Here is a 15,648-nt window from a genome sequence, read left to right as displayed (position 1 = left end):
ACTACCGCCACTGAATAGCAGCACGGATAAAGTTCTAACGCCGGATTCGCTCTCCCCGCCCGCAATTCGGCGACAGCGATTTATGCGCCGAAGTGCGACAGATACTATCATGGCCGGATCGTATCCGTTCGCCGCGCTCGTCGATCAGCGACCGATGAAGCGAGCGCTCGCTCTCGCCGCCGTGAGTCCGGAGATCCGCGGTGTTCTCCTTCGGGGCGAGCGCGGGACGGCGAAATCGACCGCCGTCCGCGCGCTCGCCGATCTCCTCCCCGAGCGAGCCGTCGTCGCGGACTGCCCGTACGGCTGTCCGTCCGGCGCGCCGGCAGGGCTGTGCGACTCGTGTCGCGAGCGCGTCGACGCCGGCGAGAATCTCCCGACGGAGACGCGGCCGATGCGGGTGGTGGATCTCCCGCTGAACGCCTCCGAGGACCGCGTCGTCGGCTCGATCGATCTCGAGCGAGCGGTTCAGGCCGGCGAGCGCGAGTTCGAACCGGGCATTCTGGCCGAAGCGAATCGGAACGTGCTGTACGTCGACGAGGTGAACCTGCTCGACGACCACATCGTCGACGTGTTGCTCGACGCGGCCGCCATGGGAGAAAACGTCGTCGAACGCGACGGCGTCTCTCACCGACACCCGGCGGAGTTCATCCTCGTGGGGACGATGAATCCCGAGGAGGGCGATCTCCGGCCACAACTCCTCGACCGGTTCGATCTCGTCGTCGCCGTGACCGCGAGCGACGACCCGGACGACCGCGTCGAAATCGCCCGGCGGCGCGAGGCCTTCGAGGCCGACCCCGAGGGCTTCCGCGAGCGGTTCGCCGACGAGCAGTGCGACCTTCGCGAGCGCATCGCGGCCGCTCGAGACCGACTCCCAGCCATGACTATCGACGACGAGGTGCTCTCGAGCGCCGCCTACGAGGCGGTCCGACGGCGCGCACACGGTCTTCGGGCCGACGTGGCGGTCAACCGCACCGCCCGCGCCATCGCCGCGCTCGAGGGCGACGAGGCTGTGACCGAGGCGCACGTGACCGAGGCCCAGTACTTCGCGTTCCCCCACCGGGTCGAGGGCGTCCCGGAGATGAACTTCGGCGAGGGCGTCCTCGGCGAGCAGGGCGACGACGAGGCGGAGGGCAGCGATAATGAGACCGACCGAGAGTCGGACGAGGATCGGGACGCCGCCGCCGCGGCCGGTGGGATCCCGATCCGCGGCGACGAAGCATCGTATCCGGTCGATCGGACGGCGATCCAGCCGCCGCGGGATCGTACCATGCGCGAGGCACTCGCGCGGCGGACGCCGTCGAAGGTCGACGTTCGGAGCGGGCGATACGTCCGCGCTCGGGACAGCGAGTCCGTCGACGACGTGGCGATCGACGCGACGCTCCGGGCCGCCGCCCCGCACCAGCCCGCCCGCCGGGAGACCGACGACTCGTCTTCGGGAATCGCCATCGAACCCAAGGATCTGCGCCAGAAGATCCGCGAGCGCCGGGCCGAGGCCCTCGTCGTGTTCGTCGTCGACGCCAGCGGCAGCGTGATGAGCGGGCGGCAGATGTTCGAGACGAAGCGGGGGATCCTCTCGCTCGTCGAGGACGCCTACCGCGCCCGCGATCGCGTCGCGGTCGTCGTCTTCCGCGAGGAGGGCGCGTTCACGCTCGTCGAACCCACCCGGAACCTCTCGGCGGCGCGACGGGCGGTCTCGAAGTTGACTGTCGGCGGCAACACGCCGCTGGCGCACGGCCTCGTCGAGGCGTACGAACTCGTCGAGCGCGAACGCCGCCGGGACGAGGACCTGTATCCGCTAGTCGTGCTGTTTTCGGACGGCCAGACGAACGTCGAATTCCGGGAGGACGGCGACGCGAAGCGCGACGCGTTCGAGGCCGCGGCCATGTTCGCGGACGCGGACGTTCCGTCGGTCTTCGTCGATACCGGCTACCAGATCGACACCACGCCGGACGAGATCTGGACCGAGCGCAAGGCCGAGCGCATCAAGCGAAAGCGCGTCGAGCGGAACCTCGACTACGCGGCGGCCATGGATGCGGACTACCTTCCGCTGGTCGACCTCCCGCGTGACACCGTGTTACCGGACGACGTCGAGGTGCCGTCGGCGTGACCCCCCTCGAGACGCCGCGGTATCGAGAGTCGCACCGAACGACCGAACACCGAAGCGCCAGCAGTGACCCAGTAACTCCATGACCGATCACGACCACGCCGACGTCTCGACCGCACCGACGACCGCCCGCGACGCGAGCGCATCGCGAACGTTCCCGTTTACCGCCATCGTCGACCAGGAGGAGATGAAGCGGGCGCTCGTACTCAACGCGATCAACCCTGCCATCGGCGGCGTTCTCCTCCGGGGGGAGCGCGGGACGGCGAAGTCGACCGCCGTCCGCGCGCTCGCCGAGGTACTGCCGGACCTCGAGGTCGTCGCGGACTGTCCGTACGGCTGTCCGCCCGACGTTCCGGCAGAGATGTGCGGCTCGTGTCGCGAACGCGCCGACGCCGGCGCGGAACTCCCTGTCGAGACGCGGTCGATGCAGGTGGTGGACCTCCCGCTGAACGCCTCCGAGGACCGCGTCGTCGGTTCGATCGACCTCGAGCGGGCGGTCCAGGCCGGCGAGCGCGAGTTCGAGCCCGGCATTCTGGCCGAGGCTAACAGAAACGTACTGTACGTCGACGAGGTGAACCTGCTCGACGACCACCTCGTCGACGTGTTACTCGACGCGGCCGCCATGGGCGAAAACGTCGTCGAGCGCGAAGGCGTGTCGTACCGTCATCCGGCGGAGTTCATCCTCGTGGGGACGATGAACCCCGAGGAGGGCGACCTTCGACCCCAGCTGCTCGATCGATTCGGTCTCGTCGTCGATATCGAGGGAGTCAGCGAGGCAGACGACCGCGTCGAGATCAGCCAGCGACGCGCGGCCTTCGAGGCCGACCCCGAGGGCTTCCGCGAGCGGTTCGCCGACGAGCAACGCGACCTCCGGGAGCGCATTGCGGCCGCTCGTGACCGACTCGACACCGTCGAGGTGCCCGAGGACGTCGCCAGACTCATCGCCGGCGTGAACGTGGAACTGGACATCGACGGCCACCGCGGCGATATCACGCTCCGCCGGGCGGCGCGGACGCTCGCGGCGCTGGAGGGCGAGTCGACGGTCACTCCCCGCCTCGTCAGGCGAGTCACGCGAACGGCGCTCGACCACCGACTCAAGCGGCTCCCGTTCGAAGAGGAGGAAACGGACGCGATGGCGGCCTTTCACGACGTTCGTGCGGAACTGGGACTCGAGGACTGATTGTCGTTACTGATTCGCTCGAGGACCGATTCGACGTTTTCCGACGCTCGGTTGCCGTCGTGGGGTCGGTACTGACTCCGAATTGCACCTCCGTTCGCTCCGGAGTGGACGACGGTCGTTTCGGGTATTATTTGATCTTGAAATATGTCGTTCTAATATCAACATCATGTTTATATCACTCGGTAATGTCGGTGTATTGTGGGAACAAATGACATGGTACGTGAGTGGGTATCCAACGCTCGGCGACTCGTGGACGATCGACCGTCGAGCGGGAGGCTATCGGCGACACTCTACCCCTGTCATTCGTTCCACGGAGGAACTCAATGCCAACGTACGACTTCGATGACACGGTGGCGTTCGTCACCGGCGCCGCCCGCGGTCAGGGAGAATCGCACGCAGTAAACTACGCCAAACACGGCGCAGATGTCGTCATCACGGACATCTGCGAAAACATCGATACGAACCCGTACGAGCTCGGAACGCGGGACGAACTCGAGGACACGGCGAGTCGGATCGAAGACGAGGGCGGGAACGCACTCGTCCTCGAGATGGACGTCCGCGAGGAAGACGAGGTCGAGTCGGCCGTCGACGAGGCGCTCGACGAGTTCGGGAAGATCGACGTCCTCGCGAACAACGCGGGGATTTTCAACGCCTCGGACCTAGTGGAGATGGACGAGGCGATGTGGGACGACATGATCGACACCAATCTCAAGGGCGTCTGGTTGTGCTCGAAACACGTCGGGAAACACTTCGTCGACCGCGGCGACGGCGGCAAGATCGTCTCGACGTCCTCGACGGCCGGGCTGACGGGCGCGCTGTCCTCGGGTCACTACGCGGCGACCAAACACGGCGTCATCGGGCTGACCAAGACGCTGGCGCTGGAACTCGCGGAGTACGACGTTAACGTCAACGCCGTCTGTCCGACCGGCGTCGACACGCGGATGATCTCGGGGTACACGGAGGCTTACGGCGAAGAGATGCTCGAGGAGATGGGGGAGATGACCGGTCCGTTCAACCTCTTCGGCGACGGCGGCATGATCGAGTCCCAAGAAATAAGCGAGGCGTACCTGTGGCTGTCCAGCGATGCGGCCCGGTACGTCACCGGCGTTGCGCTCCCCGTAGATGCCGGGTACACGGCGAAATAACGCTCACACGGGCGATCAGGAGAACACAATGGTTCAGTACGATTTCGACGATCAGGTCGCATTCGTCACCGGCGCTGCACACGGGCAGGGTCGATCGCACGCCCAACACTACGCCAAACACGGTGCGGACGTGGTCGTTACCGACATCGACGACGGGATGGACTCGGTGCCGTACGAGCTCGGCACGGAGGACGAACTCGAGGAGACGGCGAGTCTCGTCGAGGACGAAGGCCAGGACGCGCTCGCGGTCGAAATGGACGTTCGCGACGAAGACGAAGTCGAAGCGGCGGTCGACGAGGCCCTCGACGAGTTCGGGAAGATCGACGTCCTCGCGAACAACGCGGGGATCGGAACCTTCGGCGATCTGGTCGAGATGGACGAGACGATGTGGGACGAGATGATCGATACCAACCTCAAAGGCGTCTGGTTGTGCTCGAAGCACGTCGGAAAACACTTCGTCGACCGCGGCGACGGCGGCAAAATCGTCTCGACATCGTCGATCTACGGGAAGGTAGCCGGTCCCGGATCCGGCCACTACATCGCCGCTAAGCACGGCGTCCTCGGGCTGACGAAGACGTTAGCGCTCGAACTCGCGGAGTACGACGTCAACGTCAACGCCGTCTGTCCGACCGGCGTCGACACGCCGATGATCAGCGGCGTGCTCGAGGCCTACGGCGAAGACGTCCTCGACGACGTGATCAGTGTCACTGGCCCGTGGAACCTCTTCGAGGAGGGAATGATCGAGTCACGGGACATCAGCGAGGCCTATATGTGGCTCTCGAGCGACGCGGCCCGCTACGTCACCGGCATCGCGCTGCCGGTCGACGCGGGAATGCTCGCAAAGTAACCATGCCAGAATACGACTTCAGCGACACGGTGGCGTTCGTCACCGGCGCCGCGCACGGACAGGGACGATCGCACGCACAGTATTACGCGAAACACGGCGCCGACGTCGTCGTCACCGATATCGCCGGCGGAATGGATTCGGTCCCCTACGACCTCGGCACGGAGGACGAACTCGACGAGACGGCCGGTCTCGTCGAAGATGAGGGCCAAGAGGCGCTGGCACTTGGGGTAGACGTCCGCGACGAGGACGACGTCCAGTCGGCCGTGGAGGAGGCGGTCGATCACTTCGGTCACATCGACGTTCTCGCGAACAACGCGGGGATCGTGACGATATCGGACATGGTCGAGATGGACGAGCTGCTGTGGGACGAGATGATCGACACCAACCTCAAGGGCGTCTGGCTCTGCGCGAAACACGTCGGCAAACACTTCGTCGATCGCGGCGACGGCGGGAAGATCGTCTCGACGTCCTCGACGGCCGGTCTCGTCGGCAATCCCGGCGCCGGACACTATTCCGCGGCCAAACACGGCGTGATCGGACTGACGAAGACGCTGGTGCTCGAACTTGCGGAGTACGACGTCAACGTCAACGCCGTCTGTCCGACCGTCGTCGGCACGCCGATGATCACCGGCATGACCGAGGCCTACGGCGAGGAAGTGCTCGAGGAAATTGGAGAGCTGGCCGGCCAGTTCAACGTGTTCGAGGACGAGGATCCGGCGATCGAATCGCGGGACATCTCGGAAGCGTACATGTGGCTCTCGAGCGACGCCGCTCGCTACGTGACGGGCATCGCGCTCCCCGTCGACGCGGGAATGACGTCGAAATAGCGGCCCGCACGCTTTTTTTGTTACGCCGAGTCAGGACGGGGGACTGAAGTCACGGCGCGTCGATGCCATCCGCAGACGCAGCGGACGCCGTAGCCGTGCGTCGTTCGCGTCCTCGAGTCCGTCCCGAACTTACAGTTCGAGTTCCGTCGCGTCGCTGACTTCGAACTGCATGACTTCGGGCTCGCCGGCCAGCAACTCGGGAAGTTTCTCTTCCAGTTCCCGGAAGTGTTCCGTCTGGTTGTGCGCCGCGAGTGCCTCTTCGTCTTCGTATCGCTCGAAGAATCGAATCGTGTTCTCGTCTTTGACGTCGACCGCCGCGCGGTAGTCGATCATTCCGTCCTCCTGATTCGACTGCTCGACGAGCGTTTCAACTAACTCGAGCGCCTCGTCCCGCTTGGCGGGGTCGACCGGAAAGCTCGCGTGGAGTACGATCATTCCGCACGAGTATACTCCTCCGTGTACGAAGTAATTTGGGTCGAGAACGAGGATTTCGCTCTCACTCCCAGGGCAGACGCGGATCCTCAGCGCTCCAGTACGACGCCAGTCCGGTGGCTAGCGCCACGCCGGCGACGAACGCGACGGCCAAGGTAGACTTCCTCGGCCGCGTCCCGGAACGTCCAGGCGAGCGTGCCGGCGACGGCCGCGTTCGCGCTCCCCCAGAGCACGTTGAGCGCGGCGCTCGAGTCCGATCCGAACGGCGTCATGTGACGCCGTCCGGTGATCCCGCGGACGACGTGCGGGATCGCGTTCGTGGCGAACAGTCCGATGAGGGCGTACACGGCGAACTCCGCGAGCGTTGCCATACCATCTTCTTGCACGGACCCGGTCAAGAATTCACTGTGGGGTGTTGATACGATCCCCAATATTCACTATCGAGCGCGTTGGTCCCTAACTGTGCCGACCTACGACTTCGACGGCGAGGTGGCGTTCGTCACCGGGGCCGCTCGCGGACAGGGCCGCTCGCACGCGGTCGCGTACGCCGAGCACGGCGCGGACGTCGTCGTCGCGGATCTGGCCGGGCAATCGGGCGCGGCCCAGTACCCGCTCGCGACCGAGGCTGATCTCGCGGAGACTGTCAGCCGCGTCGAGGCGACCGGTCAGCGCGCCCTCCCGGTTCGGATGGATGTCCGCGACGAGCGCGACGTCGAGGCGGCCGTCGACGAGGCCCTCACCGAGTACGGCAAGATCGACATCCTCGCGAACAACGCGGGGATCTGGCACGTGGCCGACCTCGTCGAACTGGAGGCCGAGCACTGGGAGAAGACCCTCGCGACCGACCTGAAGGGCGCGTGGCTCTGTGCCAAACACGTCGGCACCCACTTCGCCGACCGCGGCGACGGTGGCCGGATCGTCTCGACGGCGTCGACCGCGGCCCTCGTCGGCACGCGGGGGTCCGGCCACTACGCCGCCGCGAAACACGGTCTCGTCGGACTGACGAAGTCGCTGGCACTCGAACTCGCGGAGTACGACGTTACGGTCAATGCCGTCGCGCCCACGGGCGTCGCCACGCCGCTGATCGACGGCATCCTCGAGTCGATCGGCGAGGCGGCGCTGTCGCGCGTCTCCGACGCCAGCGGGTCGATGAACGTCCTCGACGAGCAATTTGTCGACCCTCGAGACGTCAGCGAGGCGTTCCTGTGGCTCTCGAGCGACGCCGCCCGGTGCGTGACGGGAGCCGTCCTACCGGTCGACGCAGGAATGACCGCGAAATAACGAGGTGACTGAGCACTACGTCGGACCATGACAGGCGACGATTCCCGCTCGCGTTCTGACGCGACGGAGGACGGGCGTCCATCCGCCGGGAATGATCGCGACTCGAACCTGACGGACGCCGCGAGTGAGGCCGCCGAGCGCTCCTCGCCCATCGACGATTCGGTCGTGCTGATCACTGGAAGTTTGTCCGGCATCGGCCACGCGACGGCCCGCGCGTTCCGCGCTCGAGGCTGGCGCGTCTGGGCGACGTCTCGGGATCCGGCCGACGTGGCCGACCTCGAGGCCCGCGGCTGTCGAACCGCCGCGCTGGACGTGACCGACGGCGATCAAATCCGGACGGTCGTCGACCGCCTGCTCGCCGCGGACGGACGGATCGACTGTCTGGTCAACAACGCCGGGTTCGGGCAGGCCGGAGCCGTCGAAGACGTCCCCGACGAGCGCGTCCGCGCTCAGTTCGACGTCAACGTCTACGGTCCGCTCCGACTCGTCCGCGCCGTCCTCCCGCACATGCGCGCTCAGCGGTCCGGGACGATCGTGAACGTCTCGAGCATCATGGGTCGCGTCTCGTACCCGACGCGTGGCGTCTACGCGGGGTCGAAACACGCGCTCGAGGGGATCACCGACGCGCTCAGAAACGAGGTCGCCGGATTCGGCGTCGACGTCGTCCTCGTCGAGCCGGGAGCCGTCGATACCGGATTCGACGACCGCCTCCGGCGGACCGACGAATCGATCGACCGTACGGCGGCGTACGAGCGCGCCTACGCGGCGATCGATCGGGCGCAGCGTCGGGCCGGTCGGTTCGCGACCGACCCGGCGGACGTCGCCGACGTCATCGCAACCGCTGCGACGGCGACCGATCCCGACCACCGGTACGTCGTCGGGCTCGACGCCCGACTCGTCCTCCTTTCGCGGCACCTGCCGACGCGACTCACGGACTGGTTGACCCGACGGTTGGTCTCCCGAATCGGCTGATCATCGCGGGACGGTCGTCAGGTCGTGACCGCTGCGAGACGGACGTTACAGCCGCCGTGCGAGCCGTTCGCCGTCGTAGTACGCGCGATCGAGCTTCCGCGGCGAAACGGCGTCGCCGATGCGGTAGACCGAGTCCCGGCGCTCCTTCAACTCGAGGTAGAGCCCTTCCTCGGCCCGTCGGCGACCAGCGACGACGACGGTGTCGGGCGTTCTGGTCGTTCGATCGCCCGTCAGCGTGTTCCGCAGAGTCGCCGTCCCGTCGGTACCGACCGCCTCGAGGGTGTGGTTGCCGGTGAACGTCGCTCCCTGAGCCTGCAACGCAGAGACGAACCCGGGGAGGTTCGGCTGTTCGGTCGTAAACCCGGGGTAGTGATCGGTCGCGACGATCTCGAGCTCCGCCGCGTCTTCGAGCAGTTTCAGCCCAGTCTGGAACGCGATCACCCACCGGTTGTCGTCGAACAGGAGGACGTCGTCGCCGACGCTCGCACCCTCGAGAACGTCGAACGCGTCGACCACCTCGCTGTCGAAATCGTACTCGTCGAGGCCGGGACGAGTCCCGCCGGTGGCGACGACGACGGCGTCCCACTCCGGTTCGAGCGCGTCGGCGGTCACCCGCGACTCGCGCTCGACGGTCACGCCGGCCTCCCGAACCGCTGCCACGAGGTCCTCCTCGGCCCGTTCCAGCAGATTGAGCGGGCCTTGAGCGGCCGTTTGGAGTTGACCGCCCAGCTCTGCGTCGGCCTCCCGAAGCGTCACGTCGTGGCCCCGTCGGGCGGCAATCGCCGCGAAACGCATCCCCGCGGGGCCGCCACCGACGACCAGCACGCGTTGGTTCAGCGCCGCCGGTTCGACCTCGTCGAGCGGCGGCAGATCAGTCTCCCGTCCTGTTCGTGGGTCCACGACGCACTGAACGTGCCCGCCGTGGGCGTGCCCGTAGACTCCCTCGAGGCACTTCTGATTACACTCGATGCACCGGTCGTGTCGCTCGCCGTCGATGAGCTTCTGCACGGTTCGCTCATCGGCGAGCAGCTGCCGGGTGAACGAGACGAAATCGGCTCCGGCGTCGAACAGCGACGCCGCGTCTGCGGCTCCCGTACGCGGCTGGCGACCAATGACTGGGACGTCAACGAGGTCCGCGGCAGTTCGGATCGGCTCGAGCAGGTCCGGGGCCTGAACGGACAGCCCTGCGTGGGTTCGGTCGTACGTCGCTCGCGTCCCGACCGTACAGGAGAGGTAATCGAGCCGCTCGAGCAGGGGCAGGAACTCGGGGACGTCCTCGAATTCGTACCCGCCGTACTCCAGTTCCGCAAGGGAGAGGTGAAGCCCGACGGGACCGCTCGTCGCGTCGCTCACTCGCGCGATCGCCTCGTTGACGAACCGGACGCGGCTCTCCCAGTCGCCGCCGTACTCGTCGGCGCGGACGTTGTACCGGGGCGAGAGGAACTGGCGCAACACCGAGAACGCACCCGCGTTCAGCTCGACGCCGTCGAATCCCGCCTCCTCGAGGTTTCTCGCCGCGGCCGCGAATCCATCCTGAACGGCCCGGATTTCGTCGCGGTCCATCGCCTTAGGCATCTCGTAGGCCGCGTCCGACGGGGACGCCGACGGTGCCAGCTGCGCCTGCATCTCCCAATCTCCGCCCTCCTCGCCGCCGGTGTGAGTAAGCTGACCGACGATCGCGGACCCGGCCTCGTGGACGGCGTCAGCGACCGCCGCGAGCCCCTCGATCGCGTCCTCGTCGTAGGCGTCGATGTAGGACGGCCCGCTCGCCGACGGGTGGACGAGCATCTGCGCGGGGCCGGCGACGAGCCCGGCGCCGCCGGCCGCTCGAGCGCCGAGGTGGGCCGCGAGCTCCGTCGTCGGGGCGCCGTCGTCGACGAAGCGCGTTCGCACCGGCCTGAAAACGCCGCGGTTGGGTATCTCGAGGTCGCCGATCCTTCCCGATTCGTGCAGTTCCATGGTGGGTGGTATCACACGCCGTCCCTTGAAAATGCCGACTGGCGAGGCCATTCGGTACTCCCGTGAAAGCGCTAGAGCACCACTGCTGACGGCGCGGATGGTCCGCTTCGGTCGGGCTACTCGGTCGCATCGATTTCCGATCGACTGGTCATCCAATCGGTCGCTTGCTCGAGTCGATCGGCGTCGTCGCTGGAAAGGGTAATCCGCTTCCGATCGGCCCCCGGATAACAGCCGACCGTCACGTCGAATCGGTCCCGAACCGTCTCGAGCAGTTCGTTCAGGTGACTTTCGGGCTCGCTCGAATACACCGTCTCCGTCCGTCGTTCTCCGTCGAACTCGTCGACGATCGCTCCGAAGGTGGCCTTCATTTCGGCCGGGAGTCCGGGCACGATGTAGACGTTCGCTATCACCCAGCCTGGAGCGATTCCCTCTTCGTTCGGCACGATCCGTCCCTCGGAGGGATACCGCGCCGCTTCCTCGAGATCGAACTCGAACTGGGGATACTCATCGCGGATGTCGCTGACAGTCGCCTCGACGGCCGATCGCACCTCGTCGTCGCGCTCGAGCGAAACGTCGAACGCTCTCGCCACCCCCTCGAGCGTCACGTCGTCGGGGGTCGATCCGAGGCCGCCGGTGACGATCGTCGCGTCGAACCGGTCGGTGAACTCTCGTACTGCGGTCGCGATGAGCGCCGCGTCGTCGGGGACGACGCGTATCTCCCCCACGACGACGCCGCGGTCGGCGAGTCGCGATGCGAGCCACGTGGCGTTGGTGTTCTCGACGTCGCCGGCCAGCAGTTCGTCGCCCACGGTGAGGATCGCGGCGTTCATTCGTCCGTCCATTATCCACGGGGACGAGTTTGAATGTTACCCCGCGCCACCGTGCGCGGGGAATCCTGCTCTCACGAGGTTAGGCTTCCTGTTTCGATGCCGTGACTTGCAGACAGACGCTGAAAGTCAGCAGTATCCGTAGCGGTCACAGTCTCCACAGGCGTTTCTTCGGGCCATCCCAGCCCTAGTTCAGAAAAGCCACGTTGTAGGACGTTCATCGCCGCATTCGCGTCCCTATCCGTTTTAAAGCCACACGACGGACAGGAGTGTTCACGCACCCAGATCGGTTTCGGCGTCTCACCGAAGCGTTCTCAGAACGGCTAAAACGGAAGCCGCGGAGGGACCGAGCGGGACGGTTACTTCGCACTGAGCCCCGCGTCGACCGGCAGTGTGATCCCAGTCACGTACCGGGACGCGTCGCTCGAGAGCCACATATACGCTTCGCTGATATCTCGTGACTCGATCATGCCGCCCCCGAAGATGTTCCACGGGCCGGTGAGTTCCACGACCTCGTCGAGAATCTCGTCGCCGTACACCTCGACGAACTCCTCCATCATCGGCGTGTCGACGCCGGTCGGTGCGACGGCGTTAACGTTGATATCGTATTCGGCGAGTTCCAGCGCTAACGTCTTCGTCAATCCGTTTACGCCGTGTTTAGATGCAGTGTAGTGTCCCTCCAGGAGGCCGCCGACGAGCCCGTATCCGGAGGACGTGTTGATAATCTTCCCGCCGTCGCCGCGCTCGATCATGTGTTTGCCGACGTGTTTCGCACACAACCAGACGCCTTTGAGATTCGTGTCGAGAACCCTGTCCCACTCCGCTTCGCTCATCTCCACTGCCTCGGAGAGCGTGAAGATGCCGGCGTTGTTCGCGAGGAAATCGATTCGGCCGAACTCCTCGATCGCCTGATCGACCGCCTCCTCGACGTCTGCTTCGTTGGAGACATCGCACTCGAGAGCGAGCGCATCTTGACCGCGGTCTTCGACCGCTTCGACGACTGAATCGAGTTCGTCACGGGTGCCGAGATTGTACGGAATCGAATCCATACTGTCACAGACGTCGACGATAACTACATCAGCGCCGTGTTCGGCGTATAGTTTCGCGTGTGATCGCCCCTGTCCGCGTGCGGCCCCGGTGACGAACGCCACCTGACCGCTGAAATCGTATTCTGGCATGGGTTATGGATCGGCTCTTGAGACGCACGTGGAAAATCGCGGAATCGATATCCATCGTCGCTCTCTCCAGTGGTCCCCCGACCACGCAGCAACAAGTACCGGCAGTGACTTGTTTTGTTCCACGTTATCGTCTCGCACACTCATGCATCGGCTATATATAAAAACCTAGGCGATCAACTACCGGTACTGGATATACACTTCGTCTGAGCATCGAAATAAGCGCTGCTGGAGGATAGACGGCTACTCATTTGCTTCTAACCGTCGTACCGCCGACTGGCACGCTGTGATACCGTCGCCGATCGCCGCGGGGATGGTTCGAGAGGAATGCTGGCGAATGTCACCCGCTGCGAAGAGTCCGTCTCTGTCCGTTTCGAGCGCCTGGTCAACGACGATTGCACCACAATCGGTCGTTGTCACCATCTTCCCGGCAAGCGACGTTCCGCGAGGTTCGATACCTTGTTGAACGTACAACCCGCCGACGCGTTCGCTCCGCTCGTTTCCGTCGGCGTCGACCAGCGTAAGTCGTTGCAGGAGATCGTCACCCTCCACGGCTCGAATTTCGGTTCCGGTTTTCGTCCCGATGTCCGGGTGCGCGTCAACGCGTTCCCGAAGCGACCCGCCGGCAATCAATCGGTCTCCCTCCTCGATCACGATGACCTTCGACGCGTACTTAGTGAGATAAAGAGCGTCCGCCAATGCCCACTCGTCGCTACCCGAGACAGCAACGATTTCCTCGGCATACAGCGGCCCGTCGCACTTCGCACAGTAGAAGATACCGCGACCATCGTACTCTTCTGCTCCGGGAACGTCCAGTTTCCTCGGCCGACCGCCACCTGCGATCACGACAGTCCGTCCGTGATACTCGCCGCTATCCGTTACCAGTCTGAACGGTTCCTCGTCGTGTATTTCCTCGACTGTTGCAAGCGTTATCGGTACGGTGTCCTCCTCGAGTTGCTCGATAATAGTGGAGCGGAGAACAGGTCCGGTCGTCCCGGGAATGCCGGGAAAATTCTCGATGGTATGGCGGTTTACCAGTTCTCCGCCGATCGACTCCTTTTCGAACAGCATTACGTCTAACCCGCGTCGTCCAGCGGCCAGCCCTGTTGCCAGTCCCGCTGAACCCGAACCGACGACGAGAATATCATACACCATCTCTACGTCGGTTATTCGTTCGGTGCGCCCCAGTCGTGGGCTAGTTCGGAACCGTATCGATCGAGCAGCTCTTCCCAATTCTCAGGCAGCGTAATCCGTTTTGTCGTCGGACCGCCCAGCGTGGGTCCGATCACGGCGTTAAATCGCCCGCTGCCACCCGTGACGAACAGGTTAATGCGATCGGGATCGTCGAACTGGTGCCCCCAGAGCGGTGAAAGCTCCGCGGGAGCACCATCCGCCTCGGCGGAATCCAAAAATATGGACATGCTCGAGTCGAACTCGTGAGTCGGCCGCTGTGCATTCTCGAAGAGGTACGCTTTGATTTCCGCCTTTGTGAAGTCCTCCAGTTCCCGGGCATTGTACGGACTTAACGCGTAGAACACCTCCATCTGTGCACCTTCGTACCGCTCATTGGCAGTTTCGGTCTTGGTTCCGATCATGTTGGGTGTCGTGTATTTGACCATACTTTCGACCACGCCTTGAGCGCTCATGTTATCGGGCAGATACTGGAGGTAACTTTGGGGTGCTGCGAACGTTATCGTGCTTTCGCCTTCGTCGTACCCGCGCTCGACGTGGAGAGGTTCCCACGGACTTCGCGTTTCGTTCTCGCCAGCGAGAAGGCCAAACTTGAACGGATTTCCTAACGTGGACATCTCCTTCTCACCGGGGTGAATCTGCGCACAGTTTTTATACGTTAGTCCCAGTGCGCGCCCGATCGTCTGGTTTGATCGGAATCCTTGGCCGAAGGCTCCAGTACCGGAGTTAATATCTAGCGCCTCCTGGATCGGCCCGTTTACGAGGAAGAGGTACGCCCACGAACCCGTACTCACTGATGCTTGGATCGCGTTCGACTTCGGATCCGCGAGAGCCTCTGCTCCGGCGACGAGAACGGGCATATGAATCGGTAGACACCCGGCCATCACGGCATTTACCGCCAACTTTTCGATCGTGAGGATACCCTCTCGACTCCCGAGCGTCCCGAGCTTCGTTCCCCAATCGAGGTCCGTTCCGTCGAGCATTCGTTCGACGCGCTCTTCGGTCGGAGGAACGATCGGGAGACCGTCGGTCTTTCCGTCCTTGTAGTAGGAGCTATAGATGTCTTCGAAGGACGCTTCAGACTGGCTCATGACCTACTTCTCCCCATTGGCAACGATCTCTTCTCCATTCCGCTCTTCGTCGGTTCGGGGACGGGTCAGTTCGGCGACGATCTCCTCGAGCGCATCGGCGGTGAGTTGCTCCCGAAGACGCTCTTTGTCAGTGACTTCCGCGACCCTCGACAGCGGGTGGAACCGCAGTTTTCGCCCGAAGTCACGGGCGTTCGTCTTCCAGTCCAGTTCGAACCCTTCGTCGATAAGCCCGACCGCTGGCGTGCCGCCCTCTTCGATGGCGTTGACGCCGTACACGAGGAACTTCGTACACGATCCGCAGTCGCCGATGGCCCCGAAACAGGCATCAACCTCTTCATCGGCCCACTGCCTGATGCTGGATAGCTCATCTTCGTTTTTGATCCGATTCAGATGCTCCACCTCGTAGTGTTCGATCGTCGCGTCCGGATATTCGTCTTTTAGCCGTTCTTGAACCACTTCCAATAGCGGCGTTGCTGCTAGTTTCCCGTTATTGAACAGTCCGATTCGCTTTCCTTCTAAACTCTTTATCCGAGGGGCGAGAGATTCCTGTTCTCCCTTTTCGGAATCAGCTACTGGATCATACATGGCGAATAACCATTACGGTCACATTCGGTATA

At 64.1% G+C, this 15,648-nt stretch carries 15 protein-coding genes and 1 pseudogene; 7 read left to right on the top strand and 9 right to left on the bottom strand.

Features of this window, described 5'->3' with window-relative positions:
• The first annotated feature begins 109 nt into the window (after window positions 1-109).
• The 5 genes from HTUR_RS19015 to HTUR_RS18995 all read left to right on the top strand — a co-directional run bounded on the left by HTUR_RS19015 (window position 110) and on the right by HTUR_RS18995 (window position 6,103).
• Window positions 110-2,107: a VWA domain-containing protein gene (locus tag HTUR_RS19015; RefSeq protein ID WP_012944960.1), complete on the top strand. Its 1,998-nt coding sequence runs from the start codon at window positions 110-112 to the stop codon at window positions 2,105-2,107.
• Between the two features lie 79 nt (window positions 2,108-2,186).
• Complete coding sequence (locus tag HTUR_RS19010; RefSeq protein WP_012944959.1) at window positions 2,187-3,284, top strand: ATP-binding protein; 1,098 nt, start codon at window positions 2,187-2,189, stop codon at window positions 3,282-3,284.
• A 323-nt stretch (window positions 3,285-3,607) separates the two neighbouring features.
• Window positions 3,608-4,429 carry a mycofactocin-coupled SDR family oxidoreductase gene (locus HTUR_RS19005; protein ID WP_012944958.1) on the top strand — a complete coding sequence of 274 codons (822 nt, stop codon included), beginning with the start codon at window positions 3,608-3,610 and terminating at the stop codon, window positions 4,427-4,429.
• Between the two features lie 28 nt (window positions 4,430-4,457).
• Window positions 4,458-5,276 (top strand): mycofactocin-coupled SDR family oxidoreductase, encoded by an 819-nt coding sequence (locus HTUR_RS19000; RefSeq protein WP_012944957.1) that lies wholly within the window; start codon window positions 4,458-4,460, stop codon window positions 5,274-5,276.
• Window positions 5,277-5,278: 2 nt separating this feature from the next.
• The gene (locus HTUR_RS18995; protein WP_012944956.1) at window positions 5,279-6,103 is read left to right on the top strand and encodes a mycofactocin-coupled SDR family oxidoreductase; all 825 of its coding nucleotides are present in this window, start codon (window positions 5,279-5,281) and stop codon (window positions 6,101-6,103) included.
• A gap of 129 nt (window positions 6,104-6,232) precedes the next feature.
• Here the strand turns inward: HTUR_RS18995 and HTUR_RS18990 are convergent, their stop codons facing one another.
• Window positions 6,233-6,538: a putative quinol monooxygenase gene (locus tag HTUR_RS18990; RefSeq protein WP_012944955.1), complete on the bottom strand. Its 306-nt coding sequence runs from the start codon at window positions 6,536-6,538 to the stop codon at window positions 6,233-6,235.
• Window positions 6,539-6,624: 86 nt separating this feature from the next.
• A complete protein-coding gene (locus HTUR_RS18985) occupies window positions 6,625-6,906 on the bottom strand; it encodes a hypothetical protein (protein WP_012944954.1) in 282 nt (93 codons plus the stop codon).
• 91 nt (window positions 6,907-6,997) lie between these two features.
• On the opposite strand from HTUR_RS18985, the gene HTUR_RS18980 reads away from it, so the two are divergent.
• The gene (locus HTUR_RS18980) at window positions 6,998-7,816 is read left to right on the top strand and encodes a mycofactocin-coupled SDR family oxidoreductase (RefSeq protein WP_012944953.1); all 819 of its coding nucleotides are present in this window, start codon (window positions 6,998-7,000) and stop codon (window positions 7,814-7,816) included.
• Window positions 7,817-7,843: 27 nt separating this feature from the next.
• The gene (locus tag HTUR_RS18975; RefSeq protein WP_012944952.1) at window positions 7,844-8,788 is read left to right on the top strand and encodes an SDR family oxidoreductase; all 945 of its coding nucleotides are present in this window, start codon (window positions 7,844-7,846) and stop codon (window positions 8,786-8,788) included.
• A gap of 45 nt (window positions 8,789-8,833) precedes the next feature.
• Here the strand turns inward: HTUR_RS18975 and HTUR_RS18970 are convergent, their stop codons facing one another.
• The 7 genes and pseudogenes from HTUR_RS18970 to HTUR_RS18945 all read right to left on the bottom strand — a co-directional run bounded on the left by HTUR_RS18970 (window position 8,834) and on the right by HTUR_RS18945 (window position 15,616).
• Window positions 8,834-10,747: an oxidoreductase gene (locus HTUR_RS18970; protein ID WP_012944951.1), complete on the bottom strand. Its 1,914-nt coding sequence runs from the start codon at window positions 10,745-10,747 to the stop codon at window positions 8,834-8,836.
• 116 nt (window positions 10,748-10,863) lie between these two features.
• Window positions 10,864-11,577, bottom strand: coding sequence for a competence/damage-inducible protein A (locus HTUR_RS18965; RefSeq protein ID WP_049942000.1), 714 nt, complete (start codon window positions 11,575-11,577; stop codon window positions 10,864-10,866).
• Window positions 11,578-11,648: 71 nt separating this feature from the next.
• A pseudogene (locus tag HTUR_RS25670) lies at window positions 11,649-11,876 on the bottom strand (zinc ribbon domain-containing protein); the annotation flags it as partial.
• Between the two features lie 57 nt (window positions 11,877-11,933).
• Window positions 11,934-12,752: a mycofactocin-coupled SDR family oxidoreductase gene (locus HTUR_RS18960; protein ID WP_012944949.1), complete on the bottom strand. Its 819-nt coding sequence runs from the start codon at window positions 12,750-12,752 to the stop codon at window positions 11,934-11,936.
• A 240-nt stretch (window positions 12,753-12,992) separates the two neighbouring features.
• Window positions 12,993-13,904, bottom strand: coding sequence for an NAD(P)/FAD-dependent oxidoreductase (locus HTUR_RS18955; RefSeq protein WP_012944948.1), 912 nt, complete (start codon window positions 13,902-13,904; stop codon window positions 12,993-12,995).
• Window positions 13,905-13,915: 11 nt separating this feature from the next.
• The gene (locus HTUR_RS18950) at window positions 13,916-15,031 is read right to left on the bottom strand and encodes a hypothetical protein (protein WP_012944947.1); all 1,116 of its coding nucleotides are present in this window, start codon (window positions 15,029-15,031) and stop codon (window positions 13,916-13,918) included.
• Between the two features lie 3 nt (window positions 15,032-15,034).
• A complete protein-coding gene (locus tag HTUR_RS18945) occupies window positions 15,035-15,616 on the bottom strand; it encodes a UGSC family (seleno)protein (protein ID WP_012944946.1) in 582 nt (193 codons plus the stop codon).
• Between the last annotated feature and the right edge of the window lie 32 nt (window positions 15,617-15,648).

The sequence above is a fragment of the Haloterrigena turkmenica DSM 5511 genome, from assembly GCF_000025325.1.
In the GTDB taxonomy this organism is placed as follows: Archaea; Halobacteriota; Halobacteria; order Halobacteriales; family Natrialbaceae; genus Haloterrigena; species Haloterrigena turkmenica.
Note: the sequence above shows the minus strand (reverse complement) of the source record. Positions and strands in the feature narration are given on the sequence as shown.

Coding starts and splice junctions, on each gene's coding strand:
- HTUR_RS18985 (WP_012944954.1), bottom strand. CDS start 6,906: ATGGCAACGCTCGCGGAGTTCGCCGTGTACGCCCTCATCGGACTGTTC.
- HTUR_RS19010 (WP_012944959.1), top strand. CDS start 2,187: ATGACCGATCACGACCACGCCGACGTCTCGACCGCACCGACGACCGCC.
- HTUR_RS18945 (WP_012944946.1), bottom strand. CDS start 15,616: ATGTATGATCCAGTAGCTGATTCCGAAAAGGGAGAACAGGAATCTCTC.
- HTUR_RS18965 (WP_049942000.1), bottom strand. CDS start 11,577: ATGAACGCCGCGATCCTCACCGTGGGCGACGAACTGCTGGCCGGCGAC.
- HTUR_RS18995 (WP_012944956.1), top strand. CDS start 5,279: ATGCCAGAATACGACTTCAGCGACACGGTGGCGTTCGTCACCGGCGCC.
- HTUR_RS18970 (WP_012944951.1), bottom strand. CDS start 10,747: ATGGAACTGCACGAATCGGGAAGGATCGGCGACCTCGAGATACCCAAC.
- HTUR_RS19000 (WP_012944957.1), top strand. CDS start 4,458: ATGGTTCAGTACGATTTCGACGATCAGGTCGCATTCGTCACCGGCGCT.
- HTUR_RS18955 (WP_012944948.1), bottom strand. CDS start 13,904: ATGGTGTATGATATTCTCGTCGTCGGTTCGGGTTCAGCGGGACTGGCA.
- HTUR_RS18960 (WP_012944949.1), bottom strand. CDS start 12,752: ATGCCAGAATACGATTTCAGCGGTCAGGTGGCGTTCGTCACCGGGGCC.
- HTUR_RS18975 (WP_012944952.1), top strand. CDS start 7,844: ATGACAGGCGACGATTCCCGCTCGCGTTCTGACGCGACGGAGGACGGG.
- HTUR_RS19005 (WP_012944958.1), top strand. CDS start 3,608: ATGCCAACGTACGACTTCGATGACACGGTGGCGTTCGTCACCGGCGCC.
- HTUR_RS19015 (WP_012944960.1), top strand. CDS start 110: ATGGCCGGATCGTATCCGTTCGCCGCGCTCGTCGATCAGCGACCGATG.
- HTUR_RS18950 (WP_012944947.1), bottom strand. CDS start 15,031: ATGAGCCAGTCTGAAGCGTCCTTCGAAGACATCTATAGCTCCTACTAC.
- HTUR_RS18990 (WP_012944955.1), bottom strand. CDS start 6,538: ATGATCGTACTCCACGCGAGCTTTCCGGTCGACCCCGCCAAGCGGGAC.